Source organism: Pedobacter miscanthi, assembly GCF_032678605.1.
Lineage (GTDB): Bacteria > Bacteroidota > Bacteroidia > Sphingobacteriales > Sphingobacteriaceae > Pedobacter > Pedobacter miscanthi_A.
In genome coordinates, this window is record NZ_JAVTSU010000003.1 from 99,696 (window position 1) to 121,830 (window position 22,135).

General features: G+C 37.6%; 19 protein-coding genes. 6 read left to right on the top strand and 13 right to left on the bottom strand.

Annotated elements, in window-relative coordinates; genetic code table 11:
- Positions 1–122 precede the first annotated feature (122 nt).
- Complete coding sequence (locus tag R2R28_RS05465) at positions 123–1,697, bottom strand: hypothetical protein (protein WP_316824698.1); 1,575 nt, start codon at positions 1,695–1,697, stop codon at positions 123–125.
- A gap of 311 nt (positions 1,698–2,008) precedes the next feature.
- Between R2R28_RS05465 and R2R28_RS05470 the strand changes: the two genes are divergently transcribed.
- Genes R2R28_RS05470 through R2R28_RS05485 form a run of 4 tightly spaced genes read left to right on the top strand, consistent with a single transcriptional unit; the run spans position 2,009 to position 7,032 of the window.
- Positions 2,009–3,385 (top strand): hypothetical protein, encoded by a 1,377-nt coding sequence (locus R2R28_RS05470; RefSeq protein WP_316824699.1) that lies wholly within the window; start codon positions 2,009–2,011, stop codon positions 3,383–3,385.
- A gap of 30 nt (positions 3,386–3,415) precedes the next feature.
- Positions 3,416–4,954, top strand: coding sequence for a hypothetical protein (locus tag R2R28_RS05475; RefSeq protein WP_316824700.1), 1,539 nt, complete (start codon positions 3,416–3,418; stop codon positions 4,952–4,954).
- Between the two features lie 17 nt (positions 4,955–4,971).
- Positions 4,972–6,183, top strand: coding sequence for a hypothetical protein (locus R2R28_RS05480; RefSeq protein ID WP_316824701.1), 1,212 nt, complete (start codon positions 4,972–4,974; stop codon positions 6,181–6,183).
- A gap of 3 nt (positions 6,184–6,186) precedes the next feature.
- Positions 6,187–7,032: a hypothetical protein gene (locus R2R28_RS05485; RefSeq protein WP_316824702.1), complete on the top strand. Its 846-nt coding sequence runs from the start codon at positions 6,187–6,189 to the stop codon at positions 7,030–7,032.
- Between the two features lie 284 nt (positions 7,033–7,316).
- Here R2R28_RS05485 and R2R28_RS05490 read toward each other — a convergent pair whose 3' ends face one another.
- Positions 7,317–8,048 (bottom strand): LytTR family DNA-binding domain-containing protein, encoded by a 732-nt coding sequence (locus R2R28_RS05490; protein ID WP_316824703.1) that lies wholly within the window; start codon positions 8,046–8,048, stop codon positions 7,317–7,319.
- A 358-nt stretch (positions 8,049–8,406) separates the two neighbouring features.
- Here R2R28_RS05490 and R2R28_RS05495 point away from each other — a divergent pair, with 358 nt between their 5' ends.
- Positions 8,407–8,961 carry a hypothetical protein gene (locus R2R28_RS05495; RefSeq protein ID WP_316824704.1) on the top strand — a complete coding sequence of 185 codons (555 nt, stop codon included), beginning with the start codon at positions 8,407–8,409 and terminating at the stop codon, positions 8,959–8,961.
- A 234-nt stretch (positions 8,962–9,195) separates the two neighbouring features.
- Here R2R28_RS05495 and R2R28_RS05500 read toward each other — a convergent pair whose 3' ends face one another.
- The 11 genes from R2R28_RS05500 to R2R28_RS29125 all read right to left on the bottom strand — a co-directional run bounded on the left by R2R28_RS05500 (position 9,196) and on the right by R2R28_RS29125 (position 19,116).
- Complete coding sequence (locus R2R28_RS05500; protein ID WP_316824705.1) at positions 9,196–11,820, bottom strand: hypothetical protein; 2,625 nt, start codon at positions 11,818–11,820, stop codon at positions 9,196–9,198.
- A gap of 41 nt (positions 11,821–11,861) precedes the next feature.
- Entirely contained in the window at positions 11,862–12,635 is a 774-nt protein-coding gene (locus R2R28_RS05505; protein WP_316824706.1) for a GLPGLI family protein, read from the bottom strand.
- Positions 12,636–12,705: 70 nt separating this feature from the next.
- A complete protein-coding gene (locus R2R28_RS05510; protein WP_316824707.1) occupies positions 12,706–12,990 on the bottom strand; it encodes a hypothetical protein in 285 nt (94 codons plus the stop codon).
- Positions 12,991–13,452: 462 nt separating this feature from the next.
- Positions 13,453–13,692 (bottom strand): hypothetical protein, encoded by a 240-nt coding sequence (locus R2R28_RS05515; protein ID WP_316824708.1) that lies wholly within the window; start codon positions 13,690–13,692, stop codon positions 13,453–13,455.
- 186 nt (positions 13,693–13,878) lie between these two features.
- Positions 13,879–14,268 (bottom strand): hypothetical protein, encoded by a 390-nt coding sequence (locus tag R2R28_RS05520; protein WP_316824709.1) that lies wholly within the window; start codon positions 14,266–14,268, stop codon positions 13,879–13,881.
- A gap of 278 nt (positions 14,269–14,546) precedes the next feature.
- A complete protein-coding gene (locus R2R28_RS05525) occupies positions 14,547–15,104 on the bottom strand; it encodes a hypothetical protein (RefSeq protein ID WP_316824710.1) in 558 nt (185 codons plus the stop codon).
- A gap of 388 nt (positions 15,105–15,492) precedes the next feature.
- Entirely contained in the window at positions 15,493–16,197 is a 705-nt protein-coding gene (locus tag R2R28_RS05530; RefSeq protein WP_316824711.1) for an SOS response-associated peptidase, read from the bottom strand.
- Positions 16,198–16,339: 142 nt separating this feature from the next.
- On the bottom strand, positions 16,340–17,584 hold the full coding sequence (locus tag R2R28_RS05535) for a Y-family DNA polymerase (RefSeq protein ID WP_316824712.1): 1,245 nt from the start codon (positions 17,582–17,584) through the stop codon (positions 16,340–16,342).
- Positions 17,562–18,008: a LexA family protein gene (locus tag R2R28_RS05540; protein WP_316824713.1), complete on the bottom strand. Its 447-nt coding sequence runs from the start codon at positions 18,006–18,008 to the stop codon at positions 17,562–17,564. Before R2R28_RS05540 ends, R2R28_RS05535 begins: the two co-directional genes overlap by 23 nt.
- Before the next feature lie 757 nt (positions 18,009–18,765).
- Positions 18,766–18,945 carry a hypothetical protein gene (locus tag R2R28_RS05545; RefSeq protein WP_316824714.1) on the bottom strand — a complete coding sequence of 60 codons (180 nt, stop codon included), beginning with the start codon at positions 18,943–18,945 and terminating at the stop codon, positions 18,766–18,768.
- An 18-nt stretch (positions 18,946–18,963) separates the two neighbouring features.
- Positions 18,964–19,116, bottom strand: a complete 153-nt coding sequence (locus tag R2R28_RS29125) for an HNH endonuclease domain-containing protein (RefSeq protein ID WP_410479158.1) — start codon at positions 19,114–19,116, stop codon at positions 18,964–18,966.
- Positions 19,117–19,555: 439 nt separating this feature from the next.
- Here R2R28_RS29125 and R2R28_RS05550 point away from each other — a divergent pair, with 439 nt between their 5' ends.
- Positions 19,556–21,079: a patatin-like phospholipase family protein gene (locus tag R2R28_RS05550; protein WP_316824715.1), complete on the top strand. Its 1,524-nt coding sequence runs from the start codon at positions 19,556–19,558 to the stop codon at positions 21,077–21,079.
- Positions 21,080–22,135 lie beyond the last annotated feature (1,056 nt).

Genomic DNA, 22,135 nt, shown 5'->3' on the forward strand with positions numbered 1-22,135 from the left:
AGTATTGAGCGTTAGTCCGTAAAAATATTGATTATTAAATAATTGGTCAACAGACTTTTTACAGATCGTATCTTTTGCGTTTTTAATAAAATGGAAACTTGCAGGATAGGGTTGTTTTATAGCTATTTGTTTTTATGCTTTATTGCCACTTTTTTAAGTGCTGAAGTTAACTGGTTGATCTTCTTTTCCTGTTTCATATTTTGCTTGTTCAGTTCGATAACATATAGCGTTAATTCTTCTACTTTTTGCAGGAGTTTGGTTTGCAGATCGCCTACACCCATACCTTGTGTCTGCATTGTTTTTGCATTTGCGATTTCTGGGAGGTGTTTGTTGGTTTTGATGAACTTTTCGAGCTCTGGTAAAGAACACAGGCTGTAATTTTTTTCGAATACAAAGTCGGCACCCGTTGTATTCACCACAATTTCATTTACCCTGGCCCTTCCCTGTACATTTAGCCTGTATGCTGTATTACTAGCAGGAACGCCCCTGCCAACAGTCATGTTTCCGTAATTATCAATAACTAAAGCAAGTGTTCCTGAACCACTTACATCAGCACTTTGTCCATTCACCCATAAGTACATCCCATTATCGCGGTCATAGCCAATCCCACCATATTTACTGGATGCACTATTGAAAATCTGTACGGGATAATTGGCTTCTAGTACAACTGTTTTATTCCAGCCAGAAGTCATAGGGATACCACCTGTTACGTGCAGTGGCGAAGAGGGGGACGTTGTTCCAATTCCCAGGTTGCCATTCTGTGAAAGTGTCATTGCATCAGTAAATGGCACATTGTTTCCTAAATAACCACTGGGGGCTGTCCTAAACCGCATTCCACCCTGAATAAAAAATATCTGTGATGAAAAATCGGTACTGGCATAAGTGTAAACATCGCTGTTTGGAGTAAAACGGTAACCATAACCAACCGTTCCATAAGCACTACCCGAAGCACCTACTGCTATAGCAGTATAATTTTGTCCGGCAGTATTATTGAAATAACCGACACCTCTTACATCAAGTTTGCCTTCTGGTGTTGCAGTTCCCAAGCCTAAGTTACCGTCAATTATCACCTCTTTTTGCTGTACAACCTCTGTCATTTGAGTGGTATTGGCTGGCATTTCTCCTAGGCCATAAGTCCAGCCCGAATAATAACCCAAAAAGTCATCTCGATCAGTTGCAGATATCGTATAATTGGCCCAATACACAGAATTAGTCGCAATTTCTATTCGAATATAGGCTGCACCGTTTTTCTCATATTTTCCAAGTCTGATTCTGTCCGGTTTGTTATAACCTAAATCGCTTTGATATTGTGTCCAATAAAAGTTATTCTGATAGTAATACCAGCCTAGGGTCACTTTCATGGCTTTGTTGCCACTCCCATACGTATTATTTCCACTTGCGTACATATAACCTGTAATCTGTATCTGCGGCGCAGGTTTATCGGTTGCAGGTATATTGGTATCCATATAAAAATAGGCTGGCGAGGATTGCAGTGCAGGGATTTTAAGGATATTATAGTAAGCCCCATTAGTGCCGATCATTCCGGTGCTGTGTATATCACCAATTACTTGTAATTTGCTGTCTGGATTAAGCGTCCCAATACCAACATTGCCGCCATCAGGAGGGAAGGTGCTCTGTGCTTTTACAACATTAGCTAAAAGCATGCTAAACAATAAGATTTTATATCTTTTTATCATAGTTTATTTTATTGATCTGGCTGCATTTAATAAGTTTGAGATAACCAATCAAATTTGGTTTCTTCTGTTTTTATATTGGTATGATTTGCTTCCGTGAATACTTAAGCCATCACCGCAAAAGTGAATAAATTATGCGCGAAAAGTTGGCAGTTTTATACCCTGTTGTACAGAAACAGTTTTTTGTTTGACGAATCTCCCGAAATCATTGATGAATCGGCTGTTTCTGCATGACGCGGATCTAGGTCGGTTTATTAAAAACAGCTATTTTGTATCGTTTTACATTCGTTTATTCCTGATTTCAAAACACACTCATGAAATATCTCTACACAATTTTAATTGTATTGGCTTCGAATATCGTGCTTGCCCAGAATTACAACAATATCCTTAATTACTCATTTAATAGTTTGCCTCTGCATGGCGTCAAAATTAAAACCAATTTGCCATTTACACCGGCCAGTTATATGCCTACTATTACTATTACGGGCTATAATTATGGCGCCAGTGAACCTATTAATTTATCAATAATCTACTATATCTACTCAGGCGGGAACGATTTTAGTGATCCATCTAATTATTATTTTCTTTATCCAGCAATGTCTTCTGCAGGCGCTTACACACCAAGGGTATATTTATCAGCAGAAAATGGGAAGGTGGTTATATTTATTGATGACAAAAGTTATTACCAACGTTTTACAGTGAGTGCTTTCGCTCAAGGTTTAAGTGAAATTTCGAGTTGGTTTGAAGGATGGACAGCTGTAGACGAGCCTTTGACAGGGGTGAAAACTATTGAAATTCCATATAAGAACCGTTTCAAAGGAGACGTTAATTTTGCTGGTAATGGCATCTGGAATGGTAATGGTTATGTGGGGATAGGTACGAATCAACCAGTTGAGAAACTATCGGTTGAGGGCAATATTTCCTCGAGTGCGAGTTCAAATGAAGGAGGAGCGCTAATACTTGTAAATCCTGTTAAAAAAAATGTCGATAACTTAGCGTACCGTTGGGCTTTATATAATATGACTGGGTCATATGGTAACTCGCTACAGTTTTGGAGTTACAACTATGATACTTCTGTCATGGGGCCAAAATTTGTTATCGGTGATAATGGTAATGTTGGCATCGGTACAACAACGCCCCTTGCAAAACTTGATGTTAACGGGAATATTAATATGCCTGATGGGTACAACCTGACCTGGGGAGGTGATTATGGACCTGATGTACCCGCAATTGCTTCAAGTATTAATGCCGGAATAAATTTTTATCCTTCAGGGTCAACATTGGGATCGACCATGCACATTAACAGAAACGGTAATCTGGTGGTTGGGAAAATTACCCAATCCAATTCTTCATACAAGCTCGATGTGAATGGTAAAGCACGAGTAAACGAAATTGTGGTAAATACCGATGGAGCAGATTTTGTTTTCGAAAATGACTATAGGTTACGGCCGCTTAAGGAAGTTGAAGCATTTGTCAGACAAGAGAAACACCTACCCGAAATGCCTACCGCTAAACAGATGTCAGAAAGCGGGGTAGGGTTGGGTGAACTCAATACAAAATTGCTGCAAAAGGTTGAAGAACTTACTTTGTATTTGATTGAAAGGGATAAAAAAATCAATAGACTTATTAAAAGAGTAGAACTCCTTGAGCAGCAAAAACCTAAACCCAGGAAACAAAAAGCAAATTATTAACATTAGAAACTAACTAATCAAACTATAAAGATGAAGTTTAAATTAACCCTCTTAATCAACCTTATATTTTCAGGTTACCTATTTGCACAAGAAGAACAAGTAACCTTTTCACACCAAAATATTAATTTTTCAGCCGCACCAAGAACAAGTATAAACCCCATGTCGATTAAATTATGGGATAATTATAATAATGGTGGCCCTACTTCTTTTGGAACGGTAATGGAAATTTATGGTTTAGTTGGCCATCAAACCGGTCAGCTTTACTTTGGAGGCTGGGATAATTCTAAAATCAGATATAGGGAAGCCTTCTATGCGCAAAATGCATGGTCTGATTGGATGACATTATTAGATTCTAAAAATGATGTACAATCATCCGGTAAACTTATGATTACTGGTGCTGGAAACCATTACATTAATGGAGGGAATGTTGGGATCGGAACGGATCATCCAGATCAGAAATTTACAATAAAAGGTGGAGGGATAGGATTTGATAACAATTCTTCAGATAAAAAACTATATTCATCTTCAGATGGGGATCTAGAATGGATGACTAATCAAGGAGCAGAATCCCATGGTTTTGTAGTCAGTCAACAGGGAGAAAAGAAAGTATATTTGAATATCGCTGGCAATAGTTATTTTACAGGTGGTAATGTAGGAATAGGCACAACAACTCCCAATGCCATGTTAGATGTAAATGGTGCGGCGATTATTAATGGCTCCCCGGGGGTCACCTTAACATTAAAAAAAGGTTCTACCAATGTTCCTTCAATAGCTTTTCAGGGCGCAAATCAGGCAGCTGTTTTAGAAGGCAGCGACGATTACCTGACTGCATACCTCGGGGGATCAAGGAGGTTTTCTATTCTGTCGAATGGTAACGTGGGTATCGGTATGGATGTGCCAACAGCAAAATTGGATATAATGGGTAATCTAAATAGCTTTAATACGGCTTTTGGTCAACCAAATGCCGCTACAAGTACAAAGAATTATGCTAACTTTAGTTCGAACAACCATGGTTCGGTACTCATTTCTTCTAACCTATTTTTTTATGGTAGCGATGATTTAAAAATCGCCAGAACACATCCAAGCTTGTCTGGCGCTTCCATTCTAATTCCAGGCAACAATCAGCCTAATCAGGGTAGCATTGTCTTTTATACCAATACACCCGCATCGGTGACAGAGGATCAGGTTTATGCAGGAAAACTTTCGATGGCAATAAAAGCTGATGGTAATATCGGTATTGGAACAGCCAATCCACAGGAAAAACTTACCGTGGCAGGTACTATTGGCACACGTGAAATAAAAGTTTCTACCAATACAGGTGCCGATTTTGTATTCGAAACTGATTACCAACTACCTGATTTAGCCGAACTCGAAAAATTTGTAAAAACCAATAAACACCTGCCAGAAATCCCAACGGCTAAACAAATGGTAGATAATGGTGTAAACCTGGGTGAACTGAATATTAAATTATTGCAGAAGTTGGAAGAATTAACATTGCATCTCATCGAATTAAATAAGAAGGTAGATGCGCAACAAACCGAGATCAATCGATTAAATAGGAAGCCTTAATAAAAACACATATAGAAATGAAGAAAACCATTTTATTAGCAATCTCACTATCACTTTCAGCTTCATTACAGGCACAGCAAACCATTAAACAATTTATTGACCTGCGAAGCAATGGGGTGAATTCGACAGAAATCCTGATGCGTAAATTAGACAGTGTAAACTATAATAGTTTGTATTCTAATAATTTGGGATTTGGTTTGTATAATAGTTCAAGTAATAAAACTAATTTTTTTATCAATTACGCCGATAATATTGGTATCGGGACTTTAGAACCACAACAAAAATTAGATGTAAGGGGCAATGCTATAATTAATGGGGCTTTAATCAGTACAATAGCAGATCAGAATATTGGAGGTACAATCCAAATTGATAATCCTGCCAAAACTACAAATGGTACAGCTAGTTCCTGGAAAATCTATAATATGGGCGGTGGCTATGGCAATAGTTTGCAGTTTTGGGCTTATGATGTACCGGGCTGTAACGGAGGCATGTGTGCAAATAAATTCACATTGATGGATAATGGAAATGTTGGTATAGGTACTGCTAATCCGACCGCTCTACTCCAAATAGGGGATTTTAAAAGTGCATATCAATCAAAACAGATGATTATTCCAGGAGTCTATAATTTCGAAAGGGTTCAGCTTGGGCAGTTAGGTAATGGAAACACGGCTTTGGAAATGGTAAATCATAATTCTGTAGATAATTCATATGGAATAAAATTGATGACAAACATTGATAACGGTGGGCCAGGTTTACAGTTTCAATATGCCAAAAGTAAAAGTAATTATGAAGCGCTCGAATACCAGACTGCTATGTTTTTGGATCTCAACGGGCAGATTGGCATTGGTACGCTTAATCCACAAGAAAAGCTTACTGTGGCAGGTACTATTGGTGCACGTGAAATAAAAGTTTCTGCCAGTTCGGGAGCCGATTTTGTATTCGAACCAGGTTACCGACTCCCTGATCTGGCTGAACTCGAAAAATTTGTAAAAACCAACAAACACCTGCCGGAAATCCCTACGGCTAAACAAATGGTAGAAAAGGGAGTAAACTTGGGTGAGTTGAACATTAAATTACTACAAAAAGTAGAGGAGCTTACTTTACACTTGATTGAGAAAGATAAAGAGTTGAAAAACGCTGCTTCTTTAATTAAAAACCAGCAGGTACAAATCGACGGATTGAAAAAAGATTACCTAGAGTTAAAGGAATATCTATTGAATAAAAAATAAAGTATGAAAAGAATAATACTATTAATTATTAGCGTTTTTTATTACCTGTTGTCGAACGCTCAAATGCCAGTGCAGGTGATTACCCTGCCTGGCTCTAAATATGTTTATGTTGGGAGTTTAATAATGGAAAACAGCTCTGGAGGAAACTCGCAAAAAATAATCGTTAAGATTTTTGGGGGAAGTTTTTTTTCTGATTCAAATGGTGAAACGAGCTATTATATTTCAAACAGGGGAGGATTAAGTGTTAAACAAACAAGTTTAGGTAGTTATTCGAAGGGTAGGATATCATTAAAGGCATATCAGAACGGGGACAATATTGATTTCTATATTGTACCCAATCCTAATGATTACGCATCATTTGCAGTTACTTCTTTTACTTTTGGTAACGGTATTGCCGAACATTATATAAATATAATAACCCAGCGCACAGTACCCGATGGGACAGACATGGGTAATTCACTGCAAATTATTCCGTTGATGATGACAGATGAGGCTGGGAACATTGGTTTAGGAACATCAACTCCACGCGAAACCTTGTCGGTTAACGGTAAAATAAGAGCACACGAAATTAAAGTAGATGCCCAAAATTGGCCCGATTATATTTTTGAAGAAGGGTATAAAGTTGAGAATTTGGAAGAATTGGAACGTTACATAAAAACGAATAAACACCTTCCCGAAATACCAACAGCTAAAGAAGTAAATGAGCATGGTGTTGCTTTAGGCGAAATGAATAAATTACTGTTAAAAAAAATAGAAGAGCTTACCCTTCACCTTATTGAACAGCAAGGGCAACTTAATGAGCAGGGAAAACTAATCAAAGTACTTCAGGAAATTACTAAAATCAGATAATAAATCGTGACAGTTCCTAAAAATATTTAAGCACGGTATATAAAGCGATAATTTGCATTTAAGTTTTTATGCTCGTCTGGCAGATGGCCCGCTATTTTTATCGGCAAAGGATAAGCATAGAGGGTTTTTGACTCATCCTGGTTTTTACTTGTCGTTTTCGCGTTATAATTATAGAGTATGTTCATTCGTTTTTGAAATAAATTTATTTCAAAAACTGTAAACCTATTTTACTTTAAGATATTTTCTGATCCTTTTGCGAATTTATTTCCAAATACCTGTTTAGCCTATCTGATCCCCGGACCAGGTAAGCGGCCGCGCAAAAATGCGTCAAATTTATTTTTATAACTTCTGCTAACCACAAATCTTTTTCCGTTGTTGAGCAGGATTTGGTATCCATCAACCTGCTTGACGTGATTAAAAGATATAATTTCAGACCTGTTGATTCTCAAAAATTCAGTCCGCTCCCGGATAGCTTCTTCTACATGCTTCAATGTATGATAGCTTATATGTTCTTCATCAGCCAAAAAAATCTGTATATAGTTGGACATTGATTTGATGTATAAAATCTTCTCGAGCTGTATGCTGATATATTTATGCTTTGCGCCTCCCTTCACCAGTAAGAAGTTGTCGGGATTTTTAGTGGATGGTTCATTCGATTTTGTTTCCAGAAGGCGCTGAACCTGTTGAATAAATTTAACTTCGCTTACTGGTTTAAGTAGATAACCATCTACACCGATTTCAAAACTTTCCGCTCCGTATTCCGCATGGCCTGTAACGAATACTAAAAAATCACAGTAGGCCCGAAGCAGTTTTGCGGCTTCAATGCCATTGATCTGTGGCATTTCAATATCTAAAAAGACGATGTCAACATGTTTTTGATCATGTAAATAGGTCAAAGCGTTATAAGCATTATCGAAACTTTTTTCGTGGATGACTCCTGGAGTCATTAATATCAGTTCCTCTATTTGGGTGAGTATGTAGTGTTCATCATCGATGATTACGCATTTTAATTCCATAACAAAATAGTTCCGGCTAGGTATATGGCTAAAATAAGAATTGTATTTTTAATTAGCAATATATGGCTGCTTCAGAAGTCTTTCGCATAGCGGTACAGGTAGTTCGCATAAAAAAATGGTCATTCACATAAAATTGTTGCGTGATTTTTAATAATTTAAGATTTTACCGGTGAAATAATGGTTTAATTTTTAATTCGTCATTTCAATTTTTTAGTTTTTACCAAGCTGTCGGAAGCCTATGGTGTTAGAAGGAGGAGGGATTTTTAGCCTCCTTCTTTGGAATATATGAGATAGAATTTATTTTAGGGACTGATTGCGTGACTTTCCACTAATAGCAGAACAGAATGAGCAATTGAAAATGAATCTTGCTATTGAACATAAATTTGACAGTGTGGCCTACCGGATTGCTAAAACAGATTTTATTTTAAGAGCAATCACAGGGGCAAAGAAATTTTATTTACAAAAAAACTTAGTTTCAATATACTTAATGAAATATTCCGTAATATTAAATGATGTTAATAATTACCTGCTGAAAGAGTTTAATTATAAACGGCCTTTTGCTGTTTTCGGGTTAAATGAAAATTTGATCTACGCTAGGCAAAAAAGGGTTGATCTTTATCTTCGGTTCTTTGAGCAAGGTGATATCAGGAAACATGCTACTATTATAATAGCAAGAATTGGTTTTGCTAAGACTCGTAACGGGAAGGGTAAACATTTAATGAGGTTTCTCCTCAATCTAGCAATAACGCACAAATATGAATTTATAGAACTCGAATGCTGTAATGAAGATAGCGCGGGCTTTGCCAAGGCGATAGGGTTCTATCCGCTAGATTCAAAGGGCTTGAATTGGAGAATAGGTATTCGGGAACTTCATCAGTATTACACAAAGTTCCATAAAGAATTGAAAAATTAGTCTTTTTAAGTATAGTATCTTCACTAAGAGAACATTAGCCATTCCACCCAAGGATAGTTAGTCGCTTTTGGTAGATAACGCTGCATTTTTTAGGTGTGTTACATCCCCTAAATAAATCTACGATATTTGTAGAGGTATTTGAACATTTGAGGTGGTGTAAATTGGGGATGAATGCTATTACTAACAATAAGCAGTATTTTAGTAAGTAGAAAAGCAAACTAGGTTTAGCGTACCTTAAAACGTATAAGCTGCTTTAAGTAAAATATAACGCGGCAATAAGCGGTACGATACAGTAGATGAGCCAATATCTGTGACGGAATAACTTACAAAAGTTTTTGTATTAAGGAGGTTTTTTCCTGTAATTGACAGGCCCAGCTTATTATTTATCACGTTATATCCGCCCGTAATATCTAAGAAATGGTAATCGGTTTTTCCGGCAAGTCCCCCAAAATGATATAGCTCTTGGGAAGCCTGGAAGTTTAACTTTTTGTTGACATTAAAAAGCGCGTCAAAAAAATAGTAGCTGTTATCAGCACTTACCTTTACAGTTGTAACAAAAGTATTTTTATTATACTTCCAACCTGTATTGAAGTTAAAAATACCTTTAAAACTTGAGCGGACCTCGGCGCCTAAAAGATAATTGTTTGTTTTTACATTTCTAAGATTGGAGGTGTTTACAATATCTTGATAATCATTGGTATTATATCCTAAGGTGAGTTTAAAATTAGAGGTTAGCTTGTCAATAAATAGATTTACATCGGTATGCACGTTAAGTGATTTTTTACCATGCAACAATATCCTGTCTGCCAAGGAATAGTTTTGGGTTACAAAAATCTTGTTAGCGTAGTAATCGGCATAATTGGTGTAGACCACAAATGTATTGGCAAAAAACCGGTCTAAATAATTACCTAGAACATAGGATAATGAGTAAGTACTTGTACTAAGCGGATCAATTTGACCTACTCCTTTCGAAAAACTACGGTAATCTGTAAGTAAGTAGTTATCGTAAACATCGGGCAGCTTATTGCTGGTCGTATTATAACTGTACTGAGCGAGCAGCTTATTGATTTTGTTAATTTCCCATTTTATCCCAACTTGTGGGTTTACAAGTGTAAGATTATTCTCTTTTGATAAAGAGGATGTGGTTAAGGTGTTATGGATGTGAAGCAGATCAATTTTTGGGGTAACGGTAAAATTCTTTACTGTTAATCCAAAACTACCATTTAAAAACACGGTGTTAGTTGTGAATCTCATGTCGTTTTGATATCCAGATGGTATATTTAACGTGGTGTTATTTTCATTTATGTTAAAAACAGATTTAAAGTTATCTATCCTGAATTTATCACCTGCAACCAACATAAACAGATCGTTTCTTTTTGTTCTATGCAACCAGGTAGCATTAGCGCCATAAAAACCCATTGTGTTGTTAATGTTTTGGCTTATATTATTGGCGTTTATTTCGTTAGGAAATAATTCGGCAAACATGAAGTTACTTGATTTATATTTTTGGGGCAGTTGCTCAATTGTTATATTTTCTGATATCAGAACAACATCCTTGTCCGAGAGTCTATTTGTAAAAAGTATATGGTGATCAAATCGTTTGTTGTTATCATATAATGATTCTGGCCTCTGTATATTGTTAAAAACAAGATCACTGTTATTATCGGTAGTGCCATAATTATAGCTTGTTACCATATTGAGGGATTTTAGCGAAGTTAGTTCATAATCGATATTGATTTTACCAAAGCCCGTAAATGGATTCTTTATTCTGAAAAAATCTGTAGTGTTTGTAAAAGACGCGCCGGGTAACTGATATTTTTCGATTGTGCTTTGAAATAAACTGTTTTTATCCCAATTAAAAAAGCCCTGTGTTTTTATCTTCAAATTTTTAACAGGGTTGTGGATAGCGTTTACCGTTAACAGCTTGTTTTGGTTAAAATTAAACCGGTCTTTCTTGAAACTAAGTGCTGTAAAATCACTTATCATGGCCGGTTGTATACTTTCATCACCGTTTAAATAATTTTGCTCGCCAATAGTTGGTCTGGTCAGTAAACTGACATCCCCGGTTGCGTCATAGCCTATGTTATTAAAGGCTGTCAAAAAGTAGTATTTAGTTTTTTTTCCAAAATTCATGAGATTAATCCTGGTGTCATAAAGCATAGTTTTAGCAGGAGCTAACCCAGCTTCAATATTACCAAACCATGTGCTTTTTGCAGCATCTTTAAGCTTTAAATTTAAAGCAACTTTATCGCTTTGTTCGATATTTTTTAAAAGTTTATTCGCCGAGTAATGTTGTAGCAATTCTACCTTTTCAACAGGCTGTATAGGCATGTTTTTGGTAAGTACTTTGTACCCTCTTTCAAAGAAGTCATCTCCTTCTACCATTACCTTTTCAACTGTTTTGCCGTTTGCGGTAATGTTGCCGTCATCGTCAATATTTATTCCAGGAAGTTTACGCAGTAAGTCTTCAATTACTCTTTCGTTTCCTTGTTTAAAGGAATTGACGTCATATACTATTGTGTCTTTCTTTATTGTAATAGGCGTTTTTGTGGCGGTTACAATAACATCATTAAGCATACGGGATTTACCAAATAAGGTTACATCAATTTTATAAAGCTTTTCAACCCCATTTAGTTCAACAGACAGTTCTTTCGTTTGATATTGCATATCTGAAAAAGCCAGTATATATAGGCCGGTTTTTTTAATCCCGATGCTATACATGCCTTTAGCATCAGCATTTTTGTAAGCTAAGACAGATCTATCTGTGGGGTTAAGTAATGTAACACTGACATAACCAATGCCTGTTGCGGTGCTATCCTTAATGGCGCCGCTAATTATATACTGGCCAAAACAGGTCATGCCAACAAGAGTAAAATACAAGAAGGAAAAAAACCTGATTTTTATTTCTCCCATTCAAAAACTTGCTCTATTCCGGGCCTGTAAATTTTAATGTTTGAAAACTGGGTTCCTTTAGGTGCCCTCGACATTATAACATTAAATTTAGTTTTGCTTTGTTTATCTAAAAGGGCAACATAATTTTTGATAGAAATTTTTTCGTCTTTATCGTTGAAAGTGTATGTATTAGGTTGTGTATATGGGTAACTGATTTTCGATGCCAACCAGCCAAACTCTGGATGATCTTTAGCGTAAAGTTCTAATATCACCCCTGGTAGGCCTTTAAATTTTAACGGGCCAAACGATATCGGCAGATCCGGAGCGTAATAAGCTACCATAGTGGTTCCCCTAAATTGTAATTCGGCTTTGTTGCAGGTATAGTTACCAATTTGTCTGGTTTGCCCCGGTATTAGTTGCCATTGCATTTCGGGCACACTATCAGTAACCAGATAAGGCTTGTTTTCAATATATGCCTCGTAGTACATGGTAGGGTTATCAATTTTTTGGAAATATTTAGCAGGTTTTATGTCATCTGTTTTAAAAGTTATAATGCCATGCATATCATCCTTTTCATCTATTTTGGTGGTGCCAGCTTGGTTTACTTTTTTAGGCTGTATCACATACCAGGCATGGTCCTTTTGTGCATAAAGCATCTCAGTACCAACAAAGCCTGTATATTTTTTTTGATACTCAACCATAATTGCAGGAATTGTTTGTGCAACTGCCCAATTGCTAAGTATCAGAAATAGAACTATCGTTTTAATTATTTTTAGTTTCATGTAATAAAGATCTGTTTAATAACATTAAAAATCATACGGTATTTATAGTATACCGTATGATTTTTAATCTTTAGGCTGGATTATTAAGTGCCCATACACGAATTCTCACTTGCATGGCACAATCGGCAGCGTCACTTGCAGGATAGGTTTCTGTCCACGAATAAAGGGCAGACCCTGTGTTGGCGTCATATGCAGTATAAGTAGCTACACATGTACCAAGGTTAAGCTTGCTTTTTGCTTTAACTAGTTGTTTAGAAGTGTTTTTTTCTGATTTTTTAAGGCCGTTGCCGGTATTTGAAGCCATTGCTACAGTGGTCGTTAGAAGCAATGCACTTGCGATAAGGAAATTTTTCATACAGAATTTAATTTAGAATTTCGACCTACTCTTTCGATTTTCGGTCTTTCCTCGTCCGCATATTTAATGTCAAGAGCGGCTTTCACATATTTTGACAAAGGGTAGGTAGCCCACAAAACCTTGTAAAGAGCATAAATTGAAATTTTATTCTGATAATATTCCCCTAATCTAATTATTATTTAAGTCAAAAGAAATTTTTTGTAATAAAATACTGATTAATAGTGTATTTATTGATTAAAATAAATTGACATATTAATAGTTTATATTATTGTATTTTTTATAAGATATAATTAGCTGTTAAAACTACTTATGTGTAAGTTTTTGGCTGTTAATTTAGGCGGAGCTAATTCGGCGATTTTTTTAGCTTTAATAGGAGTGGCTATTTCTTAATGTTTCAATTCATTAATTAGTGACAAAAAGGATTAAATAGAATTGCTAATGTTGGCTAAAGTGATGTCTTGATTATGGGAGGCTTTTGATCTTTCTGCGTTTAATCCTTTCGGATATCTTTTTAAAGGTATTCTGAGTCATTCCTGTTCTCAAAGTACCTTCGCTAGCTATATCATGCATATTAGTAACTACTATCTTCCACTCTTCCATATTTTCTCCTAGCTCAAGAAGGGCAATAACTCTAAGTCTTTCGTCAAATGTCTGTCTATTCTCTATAAATTTTGTGAAAAGTTCTATAATGTTTTTGTCCATTGGTATTACAAGGTTTTCAGGGGGTATAAAAATAGATTCTAACGCATCGGAAATCAAATGCACGGCTGATTTTCGTTACAGAAAGCTTATAATACTTTACAGAAAGGGTTTACAGTTACACGGTGTCTCTCGTGCCATGTATTTTTGGAAAGACTTCAATTAAATCGTAAGGTTGATCTGTTACCCTCAAACTGGGTGTTCCGCTAAAAGTGACGAAGAACCACTATTGATGGAATCTATCTCCATACTGCTGATTGCTTCCGCCTGATTTCCGAAAAAAAGGTTGGTCGGAAGCACTATCTGTTGATGGAGACCCACGTAATTGTCAGTAAAGGAACTTATGGCAAATGCAGATGAAACTTCATAAGGGTTTTGCCAGTTTTCGTTGATATAACGATCGTATAGGGCATTGTTGCTTACTGTTATCAGGTTATTGCTCAGTGCATCTTCCATTAATTTAGTATAATGGTAAAATAGTCCGCATAAAAGAATCTTACCAGGTTTCCTTACAGAAAAAGCGAGTGTGTCAATATCTTCTTCTTTCATGAAGGCTGGCGCGGAGTTTCCAAACCGCATTGAGCGTAGCGTCTGGTGTATGCCATATAACTCTTTAATATCCACAAAGGTACTGTCTGCAATAAAACTACCGTTGTGATTTACCTGTTAAAATGCTATATCATACAGTAAGCCATGCGGCGTACGGTTAGTTTCAAGCGTTCCGAAAGCCTGAGCGATCGCTTCTGAAAATGAAGTGTTGATTTCCTATGCCTGCGCTTTTTCAAAGAATGTGGCAAGCGAAAAAAGGGAAATGAGGATTCCCCTGAGAACGTTTTTTTATCATAGGTTAAAAATTTTTACAGTTTAATATCGAATCTTCCTTCCGTGATCTTCACTTTTTCTCCTGCTTCACTTACTGCATCGAACGAAAATGTTCCCGAAGCAATCTTCTCATCAAAATACGTTAAGTGCAGTTTTCCTTTCACCAGGTTATTTGTATTGTAATCAGTACCGTAAGACTCTTGAAGGCCTCTGTAATTATAATGTCCATTAGGACTATCGTCTAAAGGATAGCCACTAGCCAACGTATAATCTTCTCCCTGTTTAAGTATTGCTGCATTAATGAATAAACGGATATAAGCAGAGCCCTTTGATCCACTGTTTTCAACATTGATAATAAGGGAAGTTTTATTATTTATCATTTCATAGGAGAAATTTAGCGGTTCCCTACCACTGACGCCAGCGGCTTTTGGTAAAAATGCCTGACCATTAACAAGGCATCCGAAAGTATTGGCGCCAGTTGTGGTTAGCGGTGGTAAGTCGTTAACAGGGTTATTACTTTTTTTCTTACACGAGAGTCCTGTGAGGAGTAGGCAGGCTATTAAAATAGCCGTTCGAAATTGCATTGTGTTCATTTGATTTGGTTTATGAGGCTAAAATAGAATATATCAAATATTGTGTATATTAAGTTTTTGTTATCTAGCTCTTCACTTTGGCTTAAGGAACTATTAATCGTATTGAACCTACTCTCAATGATCGTCTTGATGAACTTCTGGTCAGGCTGCATTTCGCGAATATGCGGCCAACACGTTTTTTTTAAGAAAAGAGGGTAAGATTGGAAAAACCAATTTATTTGACCCCATATCGCCAAATCCATAATGACAAGAAAATTAAATTTAATTCAAATCTAATTTCCGGCGAGATGGGATCAACCCTCTGCGGTTTATCCACTCATTGAACATTTTTATAATAAAGGGGTTAATGAAACAGATGTGAAAAGAAAATGTGCATTTTAAACATAGGTTAGACATCATCATCAGTGTTCAAAGGAAGCAACAAATCCGAGTCGTTGTTCGGTTTCTTCAAAGTTGAAACAGCATTTACACGCTTGCTCACCTTAACCATATTCATCAGTTCTTGGGAAAAGGTATCCAGCACAGTCATTTTGGTATCAAGTGCTAGTGTTTTGCTCAACCATATCTCTTCTTCAGCTTTAGTCAAGATCACTGGCATACGTTTTTTGGAATGGATTTCTGCAACCATTGGATTTGCCTCGGTAGTCAATATGCCATAAGTTCGGAATTTCTCTTTTGTTTCAGGATCCACCCATTGTGACCATAAGCCTGCAAAGCAAAACAGCTTTCTGTCTTTTACAGTGAAGCGGTAGGGTTGTTGTTCACCCTTAGCATCTTTTTTCCATTCATAAAAACCATCAGCCATTACCAAACAGGTTTTATGGTTGATAAGAAGTGGACGCCACAATTTGCTTTCCATTGCCGTTTCACTTTTAATGTTCCAGGTGTCACGGGTGAGTTTTAAACTCTCAGCGAAGTAGGGTACAATACCAAATGACATTTGCTGGATGATGTCTGGTTCATCTGCTGTGATGACTAGTCCCTTTTGTGTAATGGCGAGGTTGTAATTAGGTGCCCACTCTCCCTGGATCTGGTGTGGATGGGTTTTAAGTATTTCTTTTTCCTCGGCAGTTAATGTATATCTGGCGCACATATTGGGCTTTTAAAAGCTATAACAAGCCTGATAGCCAGTTGGTTTTACTTCTTCCTGCGTTTGGGTTTTGGCTGGTCGTTAATTTGGTTTAGGGTAGATGCTTCCTTGAGTAAATATCTTTTAATAAGTGCTAGTAGTTCTTTCATTTTACTTTAATAATATCGTTCCAGTTTGTAGTATAGTGGGGACGCAAGAACTCGCGCTTCATTGACCACTTTTGGTCCTTACCCTCGCCGGCCATTCGCAGTGTTCCTGCCCCGTAATGTAAGTTGAGTTGATCCAGCACTTTGGAAACCTGATCATACTTTTTGCCCTTGAACGCACTAAAGATGTTCAGCTGTACTTCTGATTCTGGTATCAGCCCTGTTGCGTTTACTTCGACCTTTTGGTAAAGATAACCCCTTAGGTAAATTTTCTTTAGTCCCCAAAGTGCTGTGTTTATCAAGTCGAGGGTATTGTTTACAGGGTGTTCAAGTGGTATGGTGATTGAAGGATAAGCTTGCAATTCTTCAGCAATAAACTTGTTTGTCAAGATTTTAACCGATAAAACGGTGGTGCATAATTGCTCCCTGCGAAGCTTGCCTGCGAGTCTTGCAGCATAATTGGATGTTGCTTCCTTTAGTTCATGATAGTCGCCTGTAAGCTTGCCGAATGCCCTGCTGGTACACATCCCTTTTTTGGGATCGAGTATTGTTTTTAATGGGATGCAGCTTTCGCCCCAGAGCTCCCGCCACATCCTAACCCCGACAATTGTCATATGGGTTTGCACCCAGTCAATGGGCAAGGCCCTGAACTGTGCAGCGGTTTCAATGCCAACTTTGATAAGTTTATGCGCAAACTGTCTGCCAATCCCCCATAAATCCTCAATAGGGTAATGTGCCAGTGCATCATGGATCTGCTGTTCTGTTTCCAGTACCATTACTCCGTTGTGTTTCTTTGATGTTTTATTTGCAACTTTTGCCAGCACTTTTGTTGGGGCAATTCCTACGCTGATCGGGATGCCTGTGTTATTCATAACGGTCTCTCTGATCGTCTTGCCATAATCTTTCAGGTTTTCAAAGCCACTTAAGCCTAAGAAACATTCATCGATGCTATAGACTTCCACATCAGGAGTAAACCTGGCCAGGTTGGTCATTACCCTTGAGCTGATATCGCCATATAGGGTATAGTGGCTGCTAAATACGGCGATGTTGTGCCTTTTGATTTCTTCCCTAATCTTAAAGAATGGTGCACCCATGGCAATGCCACAGGCTTTCGCTTCGTTGCTACGGGCGATCACACAGCCATCGTTATTGCTCAGTACAATGACAGGAACGTTATTGTATTGGGGTTCAAACAACCGGTGGCAGCTTGCATAGAAGTTATTACAGTCTGCCAGTGCGAACATGGTGCTGCTTTGAATGGGGTAGGCAGGTCCAGGTAACGGCGCCAAATACGGTGATGTTTTTACCGGTGATGTTCATGCAGGCTTCCATACCATCATTGATGCACAGGTAGGTATTGTCTCCGTTTATAAGGAGTTTACGGGTGAGCCATTCATCTTCCACGCAGCATACGATCAGCATGCCTGAGCTTACTTTGATGGATTTATCAACTACAATGATGCTCCCTTTCATAATGCCAAAGTAGCGCATGTGATCGTCATCGGACTCGAAGTAATAGGTGTTGGTTGGATCGCCAACAATCCTCTGTGCGATATGTAATCTTCGCTGTTTGTAGTCCTCTGCAGGAGATATAAAACCTGAAACACGAGCTGGGTTGTCCAGTGTATCAAGCAGATTGTTTTTTGGTATCTCTAGTTCTCTAATCATAACCCTGTTGGTTTATGGATCAAAATTACTAAAAATATTAGCAAAATCAACTGATGTGGAGAGATTGCTTACAACTTGGGCTAATGAGCTGTTGGTGTTGAGGTTAAGGATTGGGTATTTTGTTTATAACTTGGGCTTTAACATTGAGGATAGGAGATAAATTGTGCGTATGGGGGTAGGTTGGTTTCTGCCGCTAAGGTTGTTTTTTATTTTCTGGAATTATTGATTAACTTTTTTCTTTTGGCGTGCCCCTGAAGGGTCGCCTCTTCCGCTGTATCTCCCTGCGGGAGGATGCCGCTGCAACCGCTCGCGCGCTTTGGATTAAGATTTTATTACAGGATGTGTGCAGCGATGGTTTTCCAGATGAGTGTAAGTTTGCTACCTGCGATTTGCCTTGTATTTGAGCAGTTTTTACACTAAGGCGATTTAATATTTATCTCTGATGGTGGAGGTTGATTCATCCATTTCCTTAGACTCCAGCTTGCGTCCGATATCGTATGATTTTAAATTCCAGTCTTTGACTGGCCGGTTGGGTTGTTGGGAATTTTTAATTTGTTTGCTATGCTAATTTTGCAGCATGAAATGGCGCTTTGCGTAACCTGAGTGTATTCACAACTTGGAAAAAGCCTTGCTCAAAAGTAATTTGGCAGATCAGTGAGACGGATGCTGATCTGAACCTGGTTTTTTCTGCCGATATATACTGCGAATTAGGTGGATCCATTCCGGAAAAACGTAGTGTTGTGTTTTAGCTAGGCTGCTACAGCAGAAACTTACTCATGTATTCAAAACCATTATTGTTCGCGATGGTAAGCAGCGGCTGAATATTTTCTAAAAACCTTCCTCTTAAATCCATTTCAGGCAATTGGTGCGCATTGGTATTTGGAAACATACTCAGGTATTCATCCATTATGGGTTCTTTCGGATAGTGTTCACCCATAACGATAATTGCGGTTTTCTATAGGTTATAAAACCCATCGAAGTAATCTTCAATCCTTGGAAGCCTGTCATTCTTCGGGCTGTTAAAAGATGGATCGGCCGGGATCAGGTTCCAGATTAAATCATGTGAAACAAAGGCGTAGGGAATAAAATGTTCAAATCGAGAATTCAAATGGCTAGAACTTTTTTCGTTCTGTGATTTATCATTGCAATTTGTAAAAAATTTGGGCTAGTGCAATATATTATAGTTTATTAATTGAATCCCCGTATTCCTAACTCTCTGTTTGCCATTAATATACCTAGTAGTGGGTATTTTCTGGCAACACTTTTAGGAATAACTTCGTGGTAGAACCATAGTAAACCGCATACAGGACTCATGAAAAAAACAACTACATTGCTTTATCTTTTGTTCCAAAAGGATGCAGCGTCTGTCCCTGACATGGGAGAAGTTTATTTTTGTGTTGTATGCTTTTTGTGTGTTTTCAGCTGATTTTCAGTTGTTTATTAATTGTATTAACGTTAAGTTTGATAGGCTTCTTCACGTATCCCATAATTTAACCAAAAGAGAATAAATGTCATAAAATAAATAATTCACCTTAATCATTCCCGTAATGTCTCTCAAAAAATCAATTTTCCAGAACAAAAACATGCTGCTTCTAATGTTGGTAGCCATGGCAATGAATTTCCTTAGTTCATGTGTAAACAATAAGATAGTCATTAATTCCAATACCAGGTATAAGCCTATACCTGCAATTGAGACCAAACTTTACAAATCTCCTCAAGAAAGGGAAGGCCAAGCAAGCAGTTTAGCCTTGGGAGTAGCCATCTCAGGTGGCGGCTCCCGGGCACAGTATTTCGGAACAGGCGTTCTGATTGCCCTTGATGAGATTAAAAAAGACCAAAGCAGTTTTTTAAACGAGGTTGATTATTTTTCTACTGTATCGGGCGGTGGTTTTGCCGCTGGGTACTATTTGACCCTGAAAAAAAACAATATTCTGGACAAGTACCCTTCTTACTTTGACTACTGGAAATCGGATGCCAGAAAGAAACGCTTTCAGGAGTTTTTATTTAAGGGGGCAAGTGCAATTACAATAGCCAAATTACCAGGATATGAAAGGAATGCTATATTTAAATCTTATCCCTCTATGATCGACCATGAATTATTGCAGTTGGGGAAGCCAGATCTTGAGGATAAACCTATTGACACAATGTTTTTAAGTGATTTTTTTATCCCGGTTGAATCTTCGGATAAGAAGGTAAGGTTTCCTATTTTTGTTACAAATGGTACAATTTATAATAATGGTGAGCGACTTCCGTTTATGCCACATATTATCAATGCACTGAGAATAAATGGCTCATTACTCCCTAAGAAACAATTTGAGATCAATAAGGGTTACGGTTTCCCATTAAGCTATGCCATCTCTGGAAGTGCAGCTTTTCCGGGCGTGCTGCCTATGCTTAAGCTGAGCATAAAGAATACTGATTCTGTTATCAGGGTGATTGATGGCGGAGCCGTGGATAACCTGGGCTATGCAACATTATTGGAGTTGCTCCATCTTGATCGGGTATCCCTGGATAAAAAAAGAATGCTGGTCATTGACTGTGGGGGGCTTGGAAATGAGGTACAACAACAGCCAAATGGAAGGGTCAGTTATGCGGGACTGATATCAAAAGCGTTGATGTACACGGTTGATATTAATATTCTATATGCAGATAACAACATTAAATATATTGCAAACTACTATCATATCAACCAGAATAATATCAAAAGGATTGGCATATCAACGATAAAGAATAAGTTATTCGAACTTGAAAAATCTGCAGACCAGAAGTCCGTACAAGAATTAGAGGCGTTGAAAAGAAATATCCTCAAAAGACGTATGAATTGGACAGATGTGTATAACGACTTCGTGTCCGAGCCTATGTTTAAAGGCTATACAAATGACAATATTTCAGAAGTTCCTTCAGATCTATTCAAGAATTTTAGTCTCAAACAAGTTTTTGAGTTGTATGAATTATCGTCCCAAGTAGATACGAAGATCAAAATATATGATTGGGAGAGAGAAATATTGGTACTTGGTGGCCGTTATGCAGTTTCCATGGAGCAGGTAGCTATAAGCGATTTAATAAAATAAGACTTTTATCCAAATCCCGTAAGTTTCAATATTTGAAACTACCCTAATTCATTAAAGTTAGAGCGTTTTGGCGTTGAGAATGGAACGATGCTTAATATGATCGAGCACTACGTGAAAAAGTTAAAAGAGATTATTGTTGAGCGTATTGCTGCGATGATGCGGGGAGAAAAGGAATCGGTATAGCATCAGGTAAATCAATATAACTATGGATAAAACTAATCGATCAAAACCTTATATATTGGGAATTATACTTTCAGGATTTCTTGTCCTGTTTGTAGCAAAATTCCTGTGTAACATGATCATCAGGCTAAATCAAAATCCACCTCAGAACGGAAAGGATTTTTTGATTTTGCTGACTGTCTTGTACTGAAATAGCTTGTCATTAAAAACAGAGATGTGGCAACAGAAACTACAGATAGGACAAAGATTGTAGCCAGCCTGATTTTAACAGAGGAGTCCTGTTTTTTATGCTGGGCTGGCAGTTTCAGAACTACTGCTTTTACGTATTTGCCAGATCTGCCGCCCTGTCTCCTGAAACTATACAATTCTGAATCTATTCATTCTGGCTGGGACAGATCGCCTTTAGCAAACCGAATAGCCGGCTGAAATTATCGTGTTCCCGCTCTTTAGTTGAGATAGCAATCTCGAGAGCCTCTATAAGCTTCCCCCGGATAATGTCAATTTCATCTGGGTCGTATAACCCTGGTATTTCTATCAAAATACTTTTTGGTGTAATGCTAATCATAGTTTTTTTGTGTTAAGGTTTGATGCCAATATAGCCATCTGTACATGAAATCCTTTATTTTAAGGCACAAGAGTGGGCGAACGATAGCAAATTAGAAGCTGAGCGATACATATTAACCTGAGCTCGATTAATCAGAATGCAAAAATTTGGTCTGGTTTAGCTCTTTGAAAATTGATGGATGGTTTCTTTGGTAAGAATGCATATGCTATTAGCCCTGCAATCATATTAGTGATGGGATTGGCGGATTCGTGGTAATATGGTGTAGTACAGACTGGATTGAGCTTATTGCTTTTTTAGCCTAGGTTTAGCAA

Bases quoted from the DNA above. Each gene is read 5' to 3' on its own strand.
- R2R28_RS05500 (WP_316824705.1), bottom strand. From the start codon at position 11,820: ATGACCTGTTTTGGCCAGTATATAATTAGCGGCGCCATTAAGGATAGC.
- R2R28_RS05480 (WP_316824701.1), top strand. From the start codon at position 4,972: ATGAAGAAAACCATTTTATTAGCAATCTCACTATCACTTTCAGCTTCA.
- R2R28_RS05530 (WP_316824711.1), bottom strand. From the start codon at position 16,197: ATGTGCGCCAGATATACATTAACTGCCGAGGAAAAAGAAATACTTAAA.
- R2R28_RS05545 (WP_316824714.1), bottom strand. From the start codon at position 18,945: ATGGGTGAACACTATCCGAAAGAACCCATAATGGATGAATACCTGAGT.
- R2R28_RS05485 (WP_316824702.1), top strand. From the start codon at position 6,187: ATGAAAAGAATAATACTATTAATTATTAGCGTTTTTTATTACCTGTTG.
- R2R28_RS05510 (WP_316824707.1), bottom strand. From the start codon at position 12,990: ATGAAAAATTTCCTTATCGCAAGTGCATTGCTTCTAACGACCACTGTA.
- R2R28_RS05495 (WP_316824704.1), top strand. From the start codon at position 8,407: ATGAATCTTGCTATTGAACATAAATTTGACAGTGTGGCCTACCGGATT.
- R2R28_RS05520 (WP_316824709.1), bottom strand. From the start codon at position 14,268: ATGCGGTTTGGAAACTCCGCGCCAGCCTTCATGAAAGAAGAAGATATT.
- R2R28_RS05505 (WP_316824706.1), bottom strand. From the start codon at position 12,635: ATGAAACTAAAAATAATTAAAACGATAGTTCTATTTCTGATACTTAGC.
- R2R28_RS05490 (WP_316824703.1), bottom strand. From the start codon at position 8,048: ATGGAATTAAAATGCGTAATCATCGATGATGAACACTACATACTCACC.
- R2R28_RS05525 (WP_316824710.1), bottom strand. From the start codon at position 15,104: ATGAACACAATGCAATTTCGAACGGCTATTTTAATAGCCTGCCTACTC.
- R2R28_RS05515 (WP_316824708.1), bottom strand. From the start codon at position 13,692: ATGGACAAAAACATTATAGAACTTTTCACAAAATTTATAGAGAATAGA.
- R2R28_RS05465 (WP_316824698.1), bottom strand. From the start codon at position 1,697: ATGATAAAAAGATATAAAATCTTATTGTTTAGCATGCTTTTAGCTAAT.
- R2R28_RS05540 (WP_316824713.1), bottom strand. From the start codon at position 18,008: ATGATTAGAGAACTAGAGATACCAAAAAACAATCTGCTTGATACACTG.
- R2R28_RS05550 (WP_316824715.1), top strand. From the start codon at position 19,556: ATGTCTCTCAAAAAATCAATTTTCCAGAACAAAAACATGCTGCTTCTA.
- R2R28_RS05475 (WP_316824700.1), top strand. From the start codon at position 3,416: ATGAAGTTTAAATTAACCCTCTTAATCAACCTTATATTTTCAGGTTAC.
- R2R28_RS05470 (WP_316824699.1), top strand. From the start codon at position 2,009: ATGAAATATCTCTACACAATTTTAATTGTATTGGCTTCGAATATCGTG.
- R2R28_RS05535 (WP_316824712.1), bottom strand. From the start codon at position 17,584: ATGTTCGCACTGGCAGACTGTAATAACTTCTATGCAAGCTGCCACCGG.